At 68.2% G+C, this 15,410-nt stretch carries 11 protein-coding genes; 4 read left to right on the top strand and 7 right to left on the bottom strand.

All coding sequences use genetic code 11. From position 1 onward, the window contains the following. Positions 1-85: 85 nt before the first annotated feature. From IPP98_04780 to IPP98_04800, 5 genes are read right to left on the bottom strand one after another with little or no spacing between them, the layout of a single operon-like run. Positions 86-850 (bottom strand): gamma-glutamyl-gamma-aminobutyrate hydrolase family protein, encoded by a 765-nt coding sequence (locus tag IPP98_04780; GenBank protein ID MBL0178427.1) that lies wholly within the window; start codon positions 848-850, stop codon positions 86-88. Continuing rightward, positions 851-2,002 carry a carboxylate-amine ligase gene (locus IPP98_04785; protein MBL0178428.1) on the bottom strand — a complete coding sequence of 384 codons (1,152 nt, stop codon included), beginning with the start codon at positions 2,000-2,002 and terminating at the stop codon, positions 851-853. Further along, positions 1,959-3,311 (bottom strand): hypothetical protein, encoded by a 1,353-nt coding sequence (locus IPP98_04790; GenBank protein MBL0178429.1) that lies wholly within the window; start codon positions 3,309-3,311, stop codon positions 1,959-1,961. Before IPP98_04790 ends, IPP98_04785 begins: the two co-directional genes overlap by 44 nt. Then, positions 3,308-4,264: a hypothetical protein gene (locus IPP98_04795; GenBank protein MBL0178430.1), complete on the bottom strand. Its 957-nt coding sequence runs from the start codon at positions 4,262-4,264 to the stop codon at positions 3,308-3,310. The genes IPP98_04790 and IPP98_04795 overlap by 4 nt, the downstream gene beginning before the upstream one ends. Before the next feature lie 7 nt (positions 4,265-4,271). Then, the gene (locus IPP98_04800; GenBank protein MBL0178431.1) at positions 4,272-4,997 is read right to left on the bottom strand and encodes an esterase family protein; all 726 of its coding nucleotides are present in this window, start codon (positions 4,995-4,997) and stop codon (positions 4,272-4,274) included. A 264-nt stretch (positions 4,998-5,261) separates the two neighbouring features. On the opposite strand from IPP98_04800, the gene IPP98_04805 reads away from it, so the two are divergent. From IPP98_04805 to IPP98_04820, 4 genes are all read left to right on the top strand, one after another. After that, complete coding sequence (locus IPP98_04805) at positions 5,262-5,834, top strand: TetR/AcrR family transcriptional regulator (protein ID MBL0178432.1); 573 nt, start codon at positions 5,262-5,264, stop codon at positions 5,832-5,834. Positions 5,835-5,982: 148 nt separating this feature from the next. Next, on the top strand, positions 5,983-7,365 hold the full coding sequence (locus tag IPP98_04810; protein MBL0178433.1) for a TolC family protein: 1,383 nt from the start codon (positions 5,983-5,985) through the stop codon (positions 7,363-7,365). 50 nt (positions 7,366-7,415) lie between these two features. Continuing rightward, complete coding sequence (locus tag IPP98_04815) at positions 7,416-8,534, top strand: efflux RND transporter periplasmic adaptor subunit (protein MBL0178434.1); 1,119 nt, start codon at positions 7,416-7,418, stop codon at positions 8,532-8,534. Positions 8,535-8,549: 15 nt separating this feature from the next. Next, positions 8,550-11,717 (top strand): efflux RND transporter permease subunit, encoded by a 3,168-nt coding sequence (locus tag IPP98_04820; protein MBL0178435.1) that lies wholly within the window; start codon positions 8,550-8,552, stop codon positions 11,715-11,717. 126 nt (positions 11,718-11,843) lie between these two features. Here IPP98_04820 and IPP98_04825 read toward each other — a convergent pair whose 3' ends face one another. Both IPP98_04825 and IPP98_04830 read right to left on the bottom strand, forming a co-directional pair. Continuing rightward, on the bottom strand, positions 11,844-12,644 hold the full coding sequence (locus IPP98_04825; protein MBL0178436.1) for an alpha/beta hydrolase: 801 nt from the start codon (positions 12,642-12,644) through the stop codon (positions 11,844-11,846). Between the two features lie 153 nt (positions 12,645-12,797). Next, entirely contained in the window at positions 12,798-15,377 is a 2,580-nt protein-coding gene (locus tag IPP98_04830; GenBank protein MBL0178437.1) for a TonB-dependent receptor, read from the bottom strand. Between the last annotated feature and the right edge of the window lie 33 nt (positions 15,378-15,410).

A 15,410-nucleotide genomic window follows, 5' to 3' on the forward strand; every position in this document is an offset into this window, starting at 1 on the left:
AGACGTGAGGGAGAGGGTGAGGGGATGATCTTCCCGCACCCCTCACCTCTCGCTCGCTTTCCCGTTCGCCGTTCGCTGTTCGCCGTCAGGCCAGCCTGCTGCTCCCGTTCGCCGCATCGACGAACGCCTCGAAGAGGCGGCCGACGCCGACGTCACCGCCTTCGAACATTTCGGGGTGCCACTGGACGCCGACGGCGAAGCCTTCCGTGGCTTCCGCGGCCTCGATGAGGCCGTCGGGGGCGGTGGCGGTGGCGACCAGGTTGTAGCCGAGGGTGCGGATTCCCTGGTGGTGCATCGAATTCACCGACACGGCACCGTGCCCGAGGGCTTCGCCGAGGCGGGAATCGCCGCGGACTTCGACGTCGTGGGCCCGGTGTTCACGGGCCCAGCCGGCCGTCGGGAAGAAGTCGTGCTTGAGCGACTCGGGGCGTTCCTCGGCGAGGTCCTGCCAGAGGGAGCCGCCGAGCGCGACGTTGAGCACTTGCAGGCCGCGGCAGAGGCCGAGCAGCGGCTTGGCGTCCTTGACGGCCCAGCGGGCGATCACCAGTTCGGAGGTGTCCCGGGCGGGGTCGAGGCGGCCGAGCTTTTCGTGGCGCGGGGTGCGGTAGTAGGCAGGGTCGATATCGACGCCGCCGGGAATGAGCACCCCGTCGATCCGCTCGTAAATGGCCCGGAGGGTGGCCGGGTCCTCGGCCAGCAGGGGGATCAGCACGGGAACGCCGCCCGCCGCCATCACGGCGTGGACGTAGCGCTGGTTCATCACCCAGGAGACGGGGAGGTCCTGGGGGATGCCGTCGATGGCGTGCAGGGTCTGCGTTGTCACCCCGATGAGGGGTCTGGTCCGGGCCATCTACCGCACTCCTTCCGCTGTTTCTGCCACGAGGCGATCCACCACGTCGTGAAGATTGCCAGTTTCGCGCCACGTCGCCAGCTGGCGGTCCGCCGAGGTCCCCTCGTTGAGGATCTTGTAGGCGTACTCGACCTCCTTCCGGGAGCCGAGCTCGTCGAGGACGTCGTCGAGGAACCACTCGATCAGCTCGCGGATCAGGTCGCGGGCGGGGAACTCCTCGCCCTTGCCGAGGTCGATCAGCTTCCCTTCGAGGCCGTAGCGGATCGCCCGCCACTTGTTCTCCTCGATGAAGTGCACCGAGTACTGCCGGAAGGTCAGGTTGTCGCGGCGCAGCTTCCACAGCTTGAAGCAGATCGCCTGGAAGATGGCGCCGATGCAGACGGCCTCGTCGACGCGGGTGCAGATGTCGCAGATCCGGAACTCGAGCGTCGGGTAGCTCCAGCTCGGCCGCACGTCCCACCAGATCTTCGAGGCGTTGGGGATCGAGTTGGTCTTGACCGACAGGTTGACCAGCGACTCGAAATCGTTCCACGACTCCATCGTGCGCGGGATACCGGTGCGCGGGAAGTTGCGGAAGACGACGCTGCGGTAGCTCTTGAGGCCGGTATTGCGGCCGAACCAGAACGGCGACGAGGTCGAGAGCGCGAGGACGTGCGGCAGGAAATAGCGGCAGACGTTCATCGCATCGATGAGGAACTCGCGGTCCTCGATGCCGATGTGCACGTGGGTGCCGAAGATCAGCAGCCGCTGCGCGAGGTCCTGCAGGTCCTCCTTCACGCCGGCGTAGCGATCGAGCGGCGTGATCTCCTGATCCATCCACTTCGAGAAGGGGTGGGTGCCGGCGGCGGCGATCACCAGGCCGTTCTTCGCGGCGAGGTCCATCACCATGCCGCGGAGCCGGACGATCTCCGCGCGCGCCTCCGCCGGGGTGTGGCAGACCTGGGTGCCGACCTCGACCATCGACTGGTGCAACTCCGGCTTGATCTCGCGGAGGATCGCGGTGTCGGCCTTGAGCATCTCGGTGATGTAGCTCTTCAGCTCGCGAGTCACCGGATCGATGATCTGGTACTCCTCCTCGATGCCGATCGTGAACGACGGCTGCTTCTCGTCATCGGGGCTCCACAACGAAAGTGGGGATGGTGGAGCCGCCACCGGCGGTGACGTTCACCAGGGTCGAGGTCGAGATGCGGGTGAGACAGCCGTCCATGAACGCCCCGTGCCAGCAGAACGGCGCGGTGTCGACGATCCGATCCTCGACGTGGAGCGCGCCCTCGTGGATGGCGGGGAACGGCTCGCTCGGCAGGGCGATCCGTTGCTGCACCACGTACGGCTCGGCGACGGCGCGCGCGACGGCGGCGTGCCAGGTGGTGTCGTCCACTTCCCAGCCGAGGACGATGCCGGTGCCGCCGTAGTCGTCATTGGGCTTGAGGACGAGCGACGCGCGCTCGCGCAGCATCCAGGGCAGGAGGTCGATCGGCTCGCCCTCGATCACCGTCTTCCGCTCCTCGACCACGCGGGTCCAGGGGACGTGGCGACTGATGGCCGCCCGCTCGTCGTGGGAGAAGCGGCCGGCATTGCGTTCATCGGAGAGCACGGCGAGCGACGCCTTCTTGTGGAGCGGCTTGCAGGCGAACGGGTTCACCATGCAGACGGCGCCGTCGGCCACGGCGCGCACCATCGGGTGGTCGAGGCCGCCCTCGGCGATCAGCTCGTGCAGCAGGACGCGCTTGTAGATCAGGTCGATCACGGTGCCGTCGGCGTCCTTGAGCTTGCCCCCCTCGTAGCGCAGCGCCTCCGGCGTCGTGATCCGGCAGGGCACGCCCATGGCGCGGAAGTAATCGCGGCAGATCCGGAACTCGGCCTGGGTCGGAACGTCGTCCCAGTCGACGATCGCGATGGTCGGCACGGAGCGGACGCCGCGGAAGCGATGCCAGCTCTCGAGCAGGACGTTGTGCACGTGCCCCATCGCCGGGAGCGGGCGCACCACCCAGCGCTCGAGGAAGGGCCGCATCGCCGGCAGTGCGAGAAAGAGCTCGGCCAGCGCGTCGGTGTAGCCCGTCCCGGCCGGTGTCTCGCCGTTGTATTCGGTGATTCGGGCGATGCCGGTGACCGGATCGATGAAGGCGTCGAGGCGGGAGAGCGGTGCGGCGACGTGCAACCGGGGCGCGCGTTCGAGGAGCTGCTCTTCCCAGTCGGCAAGACGGAACTGGGCCCGGAACTCGGCGTCGTCCTGGGCCATCGCGCCGGCGTGCCGAAAGGCGCCGAGCAGCGAGGCTGACGCGGTGCGCAGCGTGTCGTACTCGTGCGGCGAAAGGAAGCGCGGCCGGATGACGGTGCAGAGCGGTCGTTCGCCGAAGGTGAGGCCGATGTCGCGCTGGCGCGCGGTCAGCCACTCCGACGACTCGCGGGCGAGTCCGTCGTCGAGGCCCTCGTGGTAGGCGGCGACCGCGTGCTGGCTCATCCCGCGCGCTCGTGCCCGGCGAAGAGGTGCTTCGCCTTCGGCTTCGGGGCGACCCGCTCCTCGAGGGCCAGCGCGATGGTGACATCGGCCATCGTCTGCACGGCCCACTCGAAGTGGGTCGGCGTGAGCGAGTTGATGTCGAAGTCCGGCGCCGGATTCATGAAGTCGATGGCGTAGGGGACGCCGTCGCGGATGGCGAATTCGATCGAGTTCATGTCGTAGCCGAGGGCGCGGCAGAGCTTCCGCACCTGCTTGATGATCGTCTCCTTCATCTCGGGCTCGAGGAACTCGCCGACGTGGTACTTCCGCTCCTTCGGGTCGTACTTCATCACCAGGACATGCTCGCGGCCGATGCAGAGGCAGCGGATGAACTCCTCCCAGACGATGAACTCCTGCACGATCATCGTCAGCATGCCGCAGCGGTCGTAGTGGTAGAGCAGTTCGTCGAGGGTGTGACAGACGTAGACGTCGCGCCAGCCGCCGCCATGGGCGTCCTTGAGGACACAGGGGAGACCGATATGGTCGATGATCCCCTGCCAGTCGAGCGGATACTCGAGGTTGCGCAGCGACTCGTCGTGCTTGATGCCGGGGACGTAGTCCTTGTTCGGCAGCAGGATCGTCTTGGGCGAGCGGATGTCGTTCGCCTCGGCGAGGGTCGCGCCGAAGAACTTGTCGTCCGCGGTCCACATGAAGGGATTGTTGATCACCTTCACGCCCCGCGTCGCGGCGTGCTTGAGCCAGGTGCGATAGAACGGCACCTCGTGGGAGATGCGGTCGACGACCACGTCCCAGGGGATGACGTCGTCGAGGGTCGGTCCGCCGAGGGTGACGAATTCCGCCACCACGCCGGCATCCCGACGATTCACTTCCTCGATGAAGGCGGGGGGCCACGACCACTCGCGTCCCACCAGGAGTCCGATGCGCTTCGGGCCGGCCTGCGATTCCTTGCTCATGACAACCTCAGTCGTGTCCACCGATATAGAGTCGCACCATCTGCTTCCACCAGGGCCAATCGTGTGCCCAGCCGTCCCAGAGCCGGAGGGCGTTGCCGATCCCGCGCTCCCAGAGGACGCGGGAGAATGCCTCGTTGCCGGGACGCAGCGGGTCGTCGCGCCCGACCGCCAGGATGATGTCCATCCGGCGGAAGGCCTCGAGGCGCACCGGGTCGTGCTCGTGCCGCATGAAGTCGGCGGGATTGTACGCGTAGACCAGGTCGTCCGAGTAGCCGTGCGTGAGCCGCTTGATGTCGACCAGTCCGCTCATGGCCAGGACGCGGCTGACCAGGTGCGGATAGCGGCAGCCGAACGCCAGCGCGTGGTAGGCGCCGAAGGACGCCCCCATCGTGATCAGGAACGGATTCGGATTGCTCACCAGAGTGAACGGCACCACTTCGTCGCGCAGATACGCGTCATAGCGCGCGTGCCACTCGGCCTGCTGGTGCGGGTGCGCGTGATCGTCGTACCAACTCTCGGCGTCGACCGAGGCGACGCAGATCAACTGCAGATGGCCCGCCGAGAGCTGATCGGCGAGCAACTGCGCCATCCCCTGGTCTTCCCATTCGTGGAACCGTCCCATCGAGGTCGGAAAGACCAGCACGCGCGCCCCGGCATGGCCATGCACCACGAGTTCCATCGACCGCCCCAGGAGGTTCGGGCTCTCCCAGCGGTGGGTGGTGCGCTGCCACATCCTGTCGGGTCCGGCGTTGAGGGTGAAGAGAGAAGCTAACAGCGAACGGCGAACAGCGGACAGCGGACAGCGATCAAGTGACCTGTGACCGGTAACCCGTGACCAGGGGTGTTCCGGGGGACAGGTCACTGGTTACTGGTCACCGGGGTTTCGGTGCATTATGAAACAATTGAGTGCCCGTCCCCGAATTGCCAGAAAGTCGATCTGGCTCCGGCGTGTAAGTGGGTACTTGCTCCGTTAAACGTTGTTAGGTAAAATCGGTCCATGGACATCAGAGCATCGCTACTCGAAGTCACCGCCCAGCTCTTTGCCGAGCACGGCTGGCGCGGGACCACGACCCGCCGGATCGCCGAGGCGGCCGGGGTCAACGAAGTGACCGTGTTCCGGCACTTCGGCTCGAAGGAGGTCCTGCTTCGGGAGGCGATCGAGTCGGCGGCCACGGTGGGTCCGCTGGCGATCCTGCCTGAGGAGCCTGGCGAGGTGCGGGCGGAGTTGTTGTCGTGGGCCCGGGCGGTTCATGCGCATGTACAGGGGCAGCGGAAGCTGATCCGGACGGCGCTGGCTGAGTTCGAGGAGCATCCCGAGGTGGCCCCGGTGAGCTGCGAGGGGGCGATGCGGGCGATGGAGCAGATGGTGGGGTATCTCACGAAGGCGCGTGCGCGTGGACTGATCGCTGACGAGGGGTCGCTCGAAGGGGCGACCGTAATGCTGATGAATGCAATTTTTCTGGATGGAATCACCCGCGATGTGGTGCCGTCGTGCGCTGGCATGACGGCGCCGGTGACGATCGAGGCGTTCGTCGACCTGACCTCCCGCGCGCTGGGGGTGACGGCGTGAGGGGCGCGTGGGTGGTGGTGGGGGCGATGATGATCGCGGCGGATGGCTGGCGCAACGGGGCGAATGCGGAGGGGCGCAGCATGCTGCGCCCCTACCCGGAAACACCCGCGGGCCGGGCGACGCCCTGCGCCTGACGTTGGGGGACGCATTGGCCCGCATGGATTCGGCGTCGGAATCCGTCGGGATCGCGCGCGCCGCGGTGCGGAGTGCCGAAGCGGGGCAGATGCGTGCCCGCTCGGCGTATCTGCCGCAGCTGAACGGGAGCGTCGCCTACACGCGCACGCTCAAGACGCAGTTCGCCGGGTTGTCGTCGGGGAGCAACGACTCCACGCCGGCACCGACCAATTGCGGGACCTTCCGCCCCAATCCTGCGCTGCCACTCGCCGAGCGACTCGACTCGCTCGAGCGCGGTCTCGACTGCACCGCGAACGGCAACGGCGGACTCGACTTCTCGAATCTGCCGTTCGGCCGCGCCAACCAGTGGAACTTCGGCCTCTCCGCGACGCAGACGATCTTCAACCCGGCACTGGCCGGCCGACGGGGTGCGGCGAACGCGGTGCTCGATCGGGCCGAGCTCGTGCTCGCGGCCGAGCGCGCCAAGGCGATCCTCGACGGCGCGCAGGCCTATCTCGATGCGCAGCTCGCCGAGCGATTGCTGGCGATCGCCGACTCCTCGCTGGCGCAGGCGGAGCGTACGCTTGGCGAGACGCGTCTCGCGCGGGAGGTCGGCAACGCCGCCGAGTTCGACCTGCTGCGTGCCTCGGTGGCGCGTGACAACCAGCGCCCGGTGGTCATTCAGCGTCGGGTGCAGCGTGATCAGGCGTTGCTGCGCCTGCGACAACTGCTCGACCTGCCTGCCGGAACGACGCTCTCCCTGGTCACGCCGCTCGGCGATACCAGTGCCGTCACGTTGCCGGCCTTTGCCGCGACGATCGCGGCGGCTGGGAGCGGCGGTGCCATGGACCGGGCACCGGTTCGTCAGGCCGAGGCCGGATTGCGGGCCAGCACGGGAAACCTGTCGTCGGCGCGCGGCAGCCGGTTGCCGTCGCTCGCGCTGAGCAGCGACTACGCCAAGATCGCGTTCCCCGACGATGTCTTCGGCATCAAGAAGTTCCTCACCGACTGGACCGTCGCGGTGCGGGTCAAGGTGCCGCTCTTCACGGGCGGGGCGCTGCGCTCCGACGTGCTGGCCGCCGAAGCCGCGCGTGATGATGCCGCGCTCCGGTTGCGCCAGGCGACCGAAGTGGCCACCCGCGAGGCGGAGTCGCTGCAACTTGAGCTGCAGGGGGCGGAAGCCGCCTGGGCTGCGAGTGCCGGCACGGCCGAGCAGGCCGCGCGCGCGTATGCGATCAGCGAGGTCCGCGTGCGCAACGGCCTCTCGACGTTGACCGATCTCGCGGAGGCCCGGCTGCAGTTGCAGCAGGCCGAGGCGAATCGTGCGCAGGCCGCGCGCGACCTCCAGGTGACGCGCCTCCGCATGGCGCTGCTGCGTGACCTTCCGTTTGGCACCGCCGCCACGGGTGGTTTCTGATGGACTCCCTTCTGACCCCACGGCCCGCGATGACGGGCGTTGAGACGACCATGCCGACCCCTCAGTCCCGCTTGCGGCGCTTCGTGCGCCTCGCCCCACTCGCTGTGCTCGCCACGGCGGCCTGCAGCAAGCCCGCCGCCGATGAGTCCGCGCCTGAACCACCAGTGCAGGTGGCGGCGGATCAGGTGGCGATGGTGGATTCGCTCGAGGTCGAGAGCGGCCCGGCCCTCTCCGGCACGCTGACCGCCGAGCGCACCGCGCAGGTCCGCTCCCAGATGAGCGGCACGGTCCTCGTGCTCTACGTCAAGGAAGGGCAGGCGGTGAGCGCCGGTCAGGCGATCGCACTGATCGACACCACGGTCGCGGCGGAGCAGGCGCGCTCGGCGCGCTCGGCACTCCGCAGTGCCCAGGTGCAGTCGCAGCTCGCCACGCGCAATGCCGAACGCGCCGCCACGCTCCTGAAGGCCGGCGCGATCGCCGATCGGGACGAGGAAGGCGCCCGGGCACAGGCGCAGTCCGCCGCCGCCGCCGTCGCCGACGCCACCTCGCGTCTGGCCTCGGCCGAGAAGCTGCTGCGGGACGGCACGGTGCGCGCGCCGTTCGCCGGTGTGATCAGTGAACTCCCGGTGAGTGCCGGCGACGTGGTGCAGGGGGGCGCCGGTGGCGCGACGCTGCTGGCGACGGTCGTCGACCCGAGCGAGCTCACCCTGGAGGCCTCGGTGCCGGCGGAACACCTCGGCGCCATCAAGCGCGGCGCCCAGGTCGAGTTCACGCTCAACGGGATGAGCACGAAGGTGGTGACGGGGACGGTGGCACGCATCAATCCGACCGTCGATCCGACCACGCGGCAGGTCCGCATCTACATCGTCGTCCCCAACCGGAATCAGGCGCTCGCGAGCGGACTCTTTGCCGAAGGGCGGGTGACGGTCGAGGCGACGCGGGCACTCGCCGTGCCGATCTCGGCGCTCGATCCGCGCGCGACGACGCCGTCGGTGAAGCGGTTGAAGGGCGGCAAGGTCGAGCTGGTGCCGGTCACGCTCGGCTTGCGCGATGCGCTGCGTGAGCGGGTCGTCGTGACCGGGGTGGCGCGTGGCGACACGGTGCTGCTCGGCGGCGCGATCGGAACTCCCACCGGCTCGTTGGTGCGCATCACGCGCGCCGACGGCTGATCGGGGAGCGACACCATGTGGATCTCTGATTTCGCCATCAAGCGCCCGATGATCACCATCGTCTCGATGCTGGCGCTGGTGGCCTTCGGCGTCGCGGCGCTGTTCAACCTGCAGACCGACGAGTTCCCCGACATTCAGCAGCCGATCGTCGCGGTGAGCATCGTCTATCCGGGCGCGTCGCCGGACATCGTCGAGCGCGAGATCGTCGAGCCGATCGAGGAAGCGGTGCTCGCCATTGCCGGCGTCGACCGCACCAAGACGAAGGCGAACGCGGTGGACGGGCTGGCGCAGTTCACGGTCTTCTTCGAGTTCTCGAAGCCGGTGGCGGAGGCGTCGCAGGACGTGCGCGATGCGATCGCGGCCATCCGCGACGATCTGCCCACCGAAATGAAGGAACCGATCATCACCCGCTTCGACCCGGCGCAGCAGTCGCTGCTGTCGCTGAGCCTCGCCTCGGCGACGATGTCGCCGGAGGCGCTGACGCGGGTGGCCGACCCGACCGTGGTGCGGGCGCTGCGTTCGGTGCCCGGTGTGGCCGAGGTCACGGTGGTCGGCGGGTCGTATCCGGAGATGACGGTGCAGATCAAGCCGGCCGCGATGCAGGCGGCCGGCGTGGGGGTCGATGCCATCGTCGCAGCGGTGGGGCAGCAGAACCTCGCCGCGCCGGTCGGCCGCCTCAACGGCGCGCTTGACGAGCGCTCGATCCGCCTGAAGGGACGCCTGGCCGATGCCGAGGCGTTCCGGCAACTGGTGATCACCAGCCGGAACGGCGCCCTGGTGCGGCTGGGCGACGTCGCGGATGTCTTCGAGGGGAACGAGGAGCAGCGGACCGCCGCGAACTTCAGCGGCAAGCCGGCGGTCGGCATCGAAATCAAGAAGGCGAAGGGGTATTCGACCACCGCCGTGGTGGCCGACCTGAAGGAGGAGCTGAAGGCCCTCGAGGGAAAGCTCCCGGGCGACGCGAAGGTGAGCATCGTGCGCGACCAGGGCTTCCGGGTCGAGCGCGCGGTGGCCAACGTGCAGTCGGCGCTCATCGAAGGCGCGGTGCTGACGGTGCTGGTGGTCTTCCTCTTCCTGAACTCGTGGCGCTCGACGGTGATCACCGGCCTGGCGCTGCCGGTCTCGGTGCTGGCCTCGTTCATCGCGGTATGGGCGTTCGGCTTCACGCTCAACACGATGTCGCTCCTCGGCCTGTCGCTGGCGATCGGCATCCTGATCGACGACGCCATCGTGGTGCGCGAAAACATCGTGCGCCACATCGAGATGGGAAAAGACCACATGACGGCCTCCCACGAGGGGACGGCCGAGATCGGTCTGGCGGTGGCGGCAACGACCTTCTCGATCGTCGCGGTCTTCGTGCCGATCGCCTTCATGTCGGGACAGGCCGGGCAGTGGTTCAAGCCGTTCGCGCTGACGATCGCCTGCGCCGTGCTGGTGTCGCTGTTCGTCTCGTTCTCGCTCGACCCGATGCTCTCGGCCTACTGGGCCGACCCGCACCAGGAGGAGCACGAGAAGGGCGTCATCACCCGGACGCTCGACAAGTTCAATCGCGGGTTCGACCGGATGACCGAGAGCTACGCGAGCGTGGTCGGCTGGGCGCTCGACCACCGCAAGTCGATGGTGGTGCTGGCGTTGTTCTCGTTCGCCGGCGCGATCTTCCTGCAGGGGGCGATCGGCGGATTCGGCTTCGTGCCGGTCGCCGACCGGTCGGAGTTCGAGGCGATCGTCGAGTCGCCGCCGAGCGCGAACCTCGCCTACACGCTGGAGCGCGCCGAGGCGGTGGCGAAGATCGCCCGCGCGCACCCCGAGGTGGCCTACACCTACATCACGGCGGGCAACCCGCTGCCGATGCGGACGCCCGGCGTCGACCAGGCGCAGGTGTACGTCAAGCTGACGCCCAAGGCGGAGCGGAAGACCTCGCAGGCCGACATCGCCACGATGCTGCGGAAGGAATTCCAGCAGGTCGGCGGCGTGAACGTCTCGGTGTACTCGTCCGGCTTTGCCGGCGCGATGAAGGAGATCCAGTTCGAGTTGCAGGGGCCGGACGCGGCGGTGCTGACGCAACTGGCCGAGCGGGCCGTCGCCGCGAGCAAGACGGTGAAGGGCGCCGCGGACGTCGGCCTCTCGGTGCGCGGCACGCGCGAGGAGGAGACGGTCGATCTCAACCGTGGGCTGGCCGGCTCGCTCGGGCTCTCGGTGGCGCAGGTGGCGCAGGCGTTGCGGCCGTCGTTCGCCGGCATCGATGCCGGTGACTGGGTCGACCCGACCGGCGAGACCCGCGACGTCCGGATCCGGCTGGCGCCGAATGCACGCTCGCGCACGGCGGACCTGGCGCAGCTGCCGATCACCGTCCGCGGGGCGAACGGCACCATCAGCACGGTGCCGCTCGGTCAGATCGCCACGGTGCGGAGCGAGATCGCGCCGGGGCAGATCGACCACCTCGACCGCAACAAGGTGATCACCCTCGGCGCCAACACCGACGGCCGTGCGCTGGGCGAGGTCTCGGCCGACATTCGCGCCAAGCTCGACAAGCTCGGTTTCCCGCCGGGGTACGGCATCATCGAGGGGGGTCAGGGGCGCGACCAGGCCGAGGTGTTCCGCAACGTCTTCACGGCGCTCGGCATCGCGGTGCTGATGATGTACCTGATCCTGGTGGTGCAGTTCGGCTCGTTCCTCGATCCGATCGCCATCCTGATCTCGCTGCCGCTGTCGCTGATCGGCGTGGTGCTGGCGCTGATCATGACCGGCGACACGCTCAACATCATGTCGTTGATCGGCGTGATCCTGCTGATGGGGATCGTGGCGAAGAACGCCATCCTGCTGATCGACTTCGCCAAGTGGGCGCGCGAGCAGCGCGGACTGCCGCTGCGCGAGGCGCTGATCGAAGCGGGGCGGATCCGGCTGCGGCCGATCCTGATGACCACCTTCGCGCTGATCGCCGGGATGATTCCCGTCGCGCTCGGCCTCGGCGAAGGCGCCGACTTCCGCGCCCCGCTCGGCCGCGCCGTGATCGGCGGCACCATCACCTCGACGATCCTCACCCTGCTGGTGATCCCGACGTTCTACGAGATCATCGACGGGATGCGGACCCGCTTCGCGAATTTCGCGGGACGGTACTTCGTGGGGGCATCGGAGTGGCGGGCGAAGACGGGGGAGTTTGTGGTGCCCGTGAAGGAGTCCTGAGTCGTTAGTCGTTAGTCGTTAGTCATCCCGAGCGAAGCGAGGGACCTGCGTGCACGCCGTTACGCAGATCCCTCACTTTGTGTGGGATGACGCTTTTCTAACGACTAACGACTAACGACCAACGACTCACTTCAGCATCCCCACCAATCTCGTCCACTGCTCATCGACTCTCCTTCCCCATGACGCTTCGTCGTGGTCGCCGTCGGGATCCTCGAGGTAGTGGAGTCCCTGATTCAGCTTCCAGCCGCGGGTGACGAGGAGGTCGCGCATCTGGCGGACTTCGTCGAGCTGGTCGTCGCCTTCCTTCACGCCGGTGTCGAGCCAGAGCTGGCCGACCGGGCCAGGTTGGGTGGCCACCCAGTCGTAGATGGCGCCGCCGGCATACCAGAAGGCGGGCGAGAGCACCCAGGCGGCGCCGAAGGTCCCGGCTTCCTGAATCATCGCGTACAGCGCGAGGAGGCCCCCCATCGAGGAGCCGCCGATGCCGGTCGATACCCGTTCCGGTCGGGTGCGGAAGGCGCGGTCGACGAGCGGCTTCACGGTGCGCGCGATGTAGCGGAGGTAGGCGGTCCCCTCGCCGACGCCGCGGATCACGTCGTCGAAGGGGGAGTACTCGCGCAACCGGCCGTGGCCGAGGTTGGGGATGCCGACGAGGATGACGGGATGCCTGGGGTGCGCGGCCATCGTCTCGAGGAGACTCCAGTGCCCGGCGTAGGAGGTCATCGGGTCGAAGCAGTTCTGGCCGTCCTGGAGGTAGACGACGGGATAGCGGGTCCGCGGGTGATGGTCGTAGCCCGGCGGCAGGGCGACCAGGACATCCCGGCGCGCGTCGCCGGGCCCCACCACGCCCTCGAATGCCCAGAGCGAGGGCGGCTCCTGGGCGTCGGGGAAGGCGACGGGCAGCGGGAGGCGGATGGGGGAGGGCACGGGGGGCAAGGATAATCGGCGAACCGCGAACGGCGAACTGTGAACGGAGATTGAGGTAAAAGGTAAGAGGTGAAACGGAGCCTCATTCGGCGCCCGTTTCACCTCTCACGTTTCACGAACAGCTGTTCGCCGATCGCTACTCGCTGTTCACTGCTAGAACAGCGTGCTGACTCCGAACATCACTCGGCGGCCGATGACGGCGCCACCAAACATCTGATAGCGCTGCTGATCGAGGATGTTCACGCCATTGGCGAACAGCCGGTAGCCTTCGCCGGTGTCGAAGCCGATGGTGGCGTTGATCTGCTGCTGCGCCGGGACGCGGCCGACGAACACACCGGCGGCCCAGTCATACGACGCCACGAAGCGGGAACTCAGCGAGGCGTTGAGGCCGTTGCGTGCCCCTTCGTAGGTCAGGCCCAGCGTCGCCTTGCGGTCCGGCGTGTTCGGCAGGAGCTGGTCGCCGGCGCGCTGGCTGTTGACGGTGAAGTCGAAGAACGAGAAGGTGGCGTCGGCCCGCAGCTCGGACGTCAACTGGAAGCCGACGCCGACGTCGAGGCCCTTCTGGTCGACGTCACCCGCGTTGGTGTACGAGACGAGCACCGCCGTGTTGCCGTTCTCGTCGCGGGTGAGGCCGGCGGCCGCGAGGGCCGTGGCCGGGTTCGCGCCCAACTGGGCCTTGATGGCCCCAATGAGGCCCGGCACCGCAGCGCCCGGCACGGCCGCCGGAGCGGTCCAGTACGGGAACGCCGAGTTCACGCCCGGGAGGAGGTCGGTGATGAAGCCGGTGATGTTGTTCTGGTAGAGATCCACCGTGACATACACCTTCTCGCTCAGCGCGCCCTTGTAGCCCACCTCATAGCCGGTGGTCTTCTCGACGTCGAGGGCCGCGTTGCCGCGGGCAAGCACCGGCACCGCGGCGGAGTTGGTGAAGAGCTGCCCCTGCGGCACGCCGGCCAGCGCGGGACCGAGCTGAGCGTTGGCGCGGAGCCCGGCCTCGAGGGCGGAGAAGTTCACCGGCGCGCCGGCGTTGGCGCGGAGGAAGAACTCCGAGTAGTTGGCGGTCTGGAACGCCTTGTTCACCGTGAAGCGGAAGGCGTGGTTGTCGTTCGGCGTGAAGACGATCGCGCCCTTGGGCGAGACCTGCCCCTCGAAGAGGTCGCCCTCGTCGTAGCGCGCGGCGCCGACGAGACGGACCTTGTCGCCGATGCGGAGCTCGCCCTGACCGAACACCGACTTGACGGCGTCGCTGCGGTCGTCGTCGGCGAGGCCCATCAGCGTGCCGAAGGTGTTGAGCGCATAGTTGCGGTACGACGCGCCACCGATCACGCGGAACTTGCCGTCGAGGAACGTCTGGTTGCCCTGTGCCTCGATGTGCGAGACGGTGCCGGTCTCCATCAACCCGTTGCCGCTGTTGAGCAGGTAGGTCGTGTCGATCGACTCGCGGCGGTTCATGTAGCCGAAGACGTTCAGGTGGCCGCTGTTGTACGCGGCGCGGAGGAACGGCTTGCGGGTCTTGCCCACCTGGGCCCGGCCGATGCCGGTCACCAGCACTTCGCCCTCGACCTGCGACGCGCCACCCTCGAGGGTGACGACGTTCGAGCCGAAGTAGCGGTCGAGGCGCACGGCGCCGTAGGCGCTGTTGATCAGGTCGCGATCACCCTTCGGACGGCGCGTGGTGCCGGCGCAGGCCTCGGAGGTGCCGCCGCAGTTCTGGCCGGCCAGCGCACGGAGCTCGGGCGTCTGCGCCTTGATCACCAGATCGCTGGCACCGGTGCGGGCCTCCTTGTATTCGGAGCGCAGCGCGAACGAGAACGCCGCCCCGGTCGTCGCGGAGACCGAGTCGATCGAGGTGCGCGAGCGGCTCCAGGTGTCGCTGGTGCTGTAGCCACCGGTGACGCGGATGCCGTAGCGGCCGGCGCCGAAGAGCGCCGAGAGACGGCCGTCGACCTTCTTCGAGGAGAGCCCGCCAATCGAGGCGCTGACTCGGCCGCCGAGCGCTTCCCGCGGCGAGAGCGTGGTCATGTTGAGCACGCCGGCGAAGGCATTCGGGCCATACAGCGCCGAGCCGGGGCCGCGCACCAATTCCATCCCGCGCATGTCTTCGGTCGACACGGTGAGCGAGTTCCACTCCTGCGAGCCGAGGAAGTCGATCGCCAGGTCGCGGCCGTCGAGCAGCGTGAGCACGCGACGATTGAGCGACGAGTTGAAGCCGCGCGCGTTGATGTTGAAGTCGTTGACACCGCTCTGCACGATGTCGACGCCGGCGGTCTGCGCCAGCGCGAGCGGCGCCTGGCCGGTGGCGCCGGTGGCCTGCAGCACGCGCGGCTCGATGCTCGAGACGGCGGCCGGCGCTTCGACGATCCGCTCCGGCTCCTTCGAGGCCGCGGTGACGGTCAGGTCGCCGAGGGCCACGGCCTTCGGCTCCAGCTCCGCATCGACGGTCTGGTCGGTGCTGACGGTGATCGTCTTCTCGACCGGCGCGTAGCCGAGCCAGCGGAAGACGAGCGTCTGGCTCCCCGCGGGGACGCGGAGGAAGACGTACTTGCCGTTGCCATTGGTGGTGGTGGCGATCGTGGTGCCCTTGAGCGTGACGACCACGCCCGCGACCGGTTGATTGTCGCCGGACCGGGTAACCGTGCCGCGGATCGCCGCGATCTGCTGCGCGGTCAGCGGGGTCACCGCGCCGAGCAGGAGTGCGAGCGCCGCGCCGAGACGAACGTTCCTCAGGAACATGCCGTCAATCCTTTGCTGGAGTATGCAGGGGGG

Source organism: Gemmatimonadota bacterium (genome assembly GCA_016720805.1).
Classification (GTDB): Bacteria; Gemmatimonadota; Gemmatimonadetes; order Gemmatimonadales; family GWC2-71-9; genus Palsa-1233.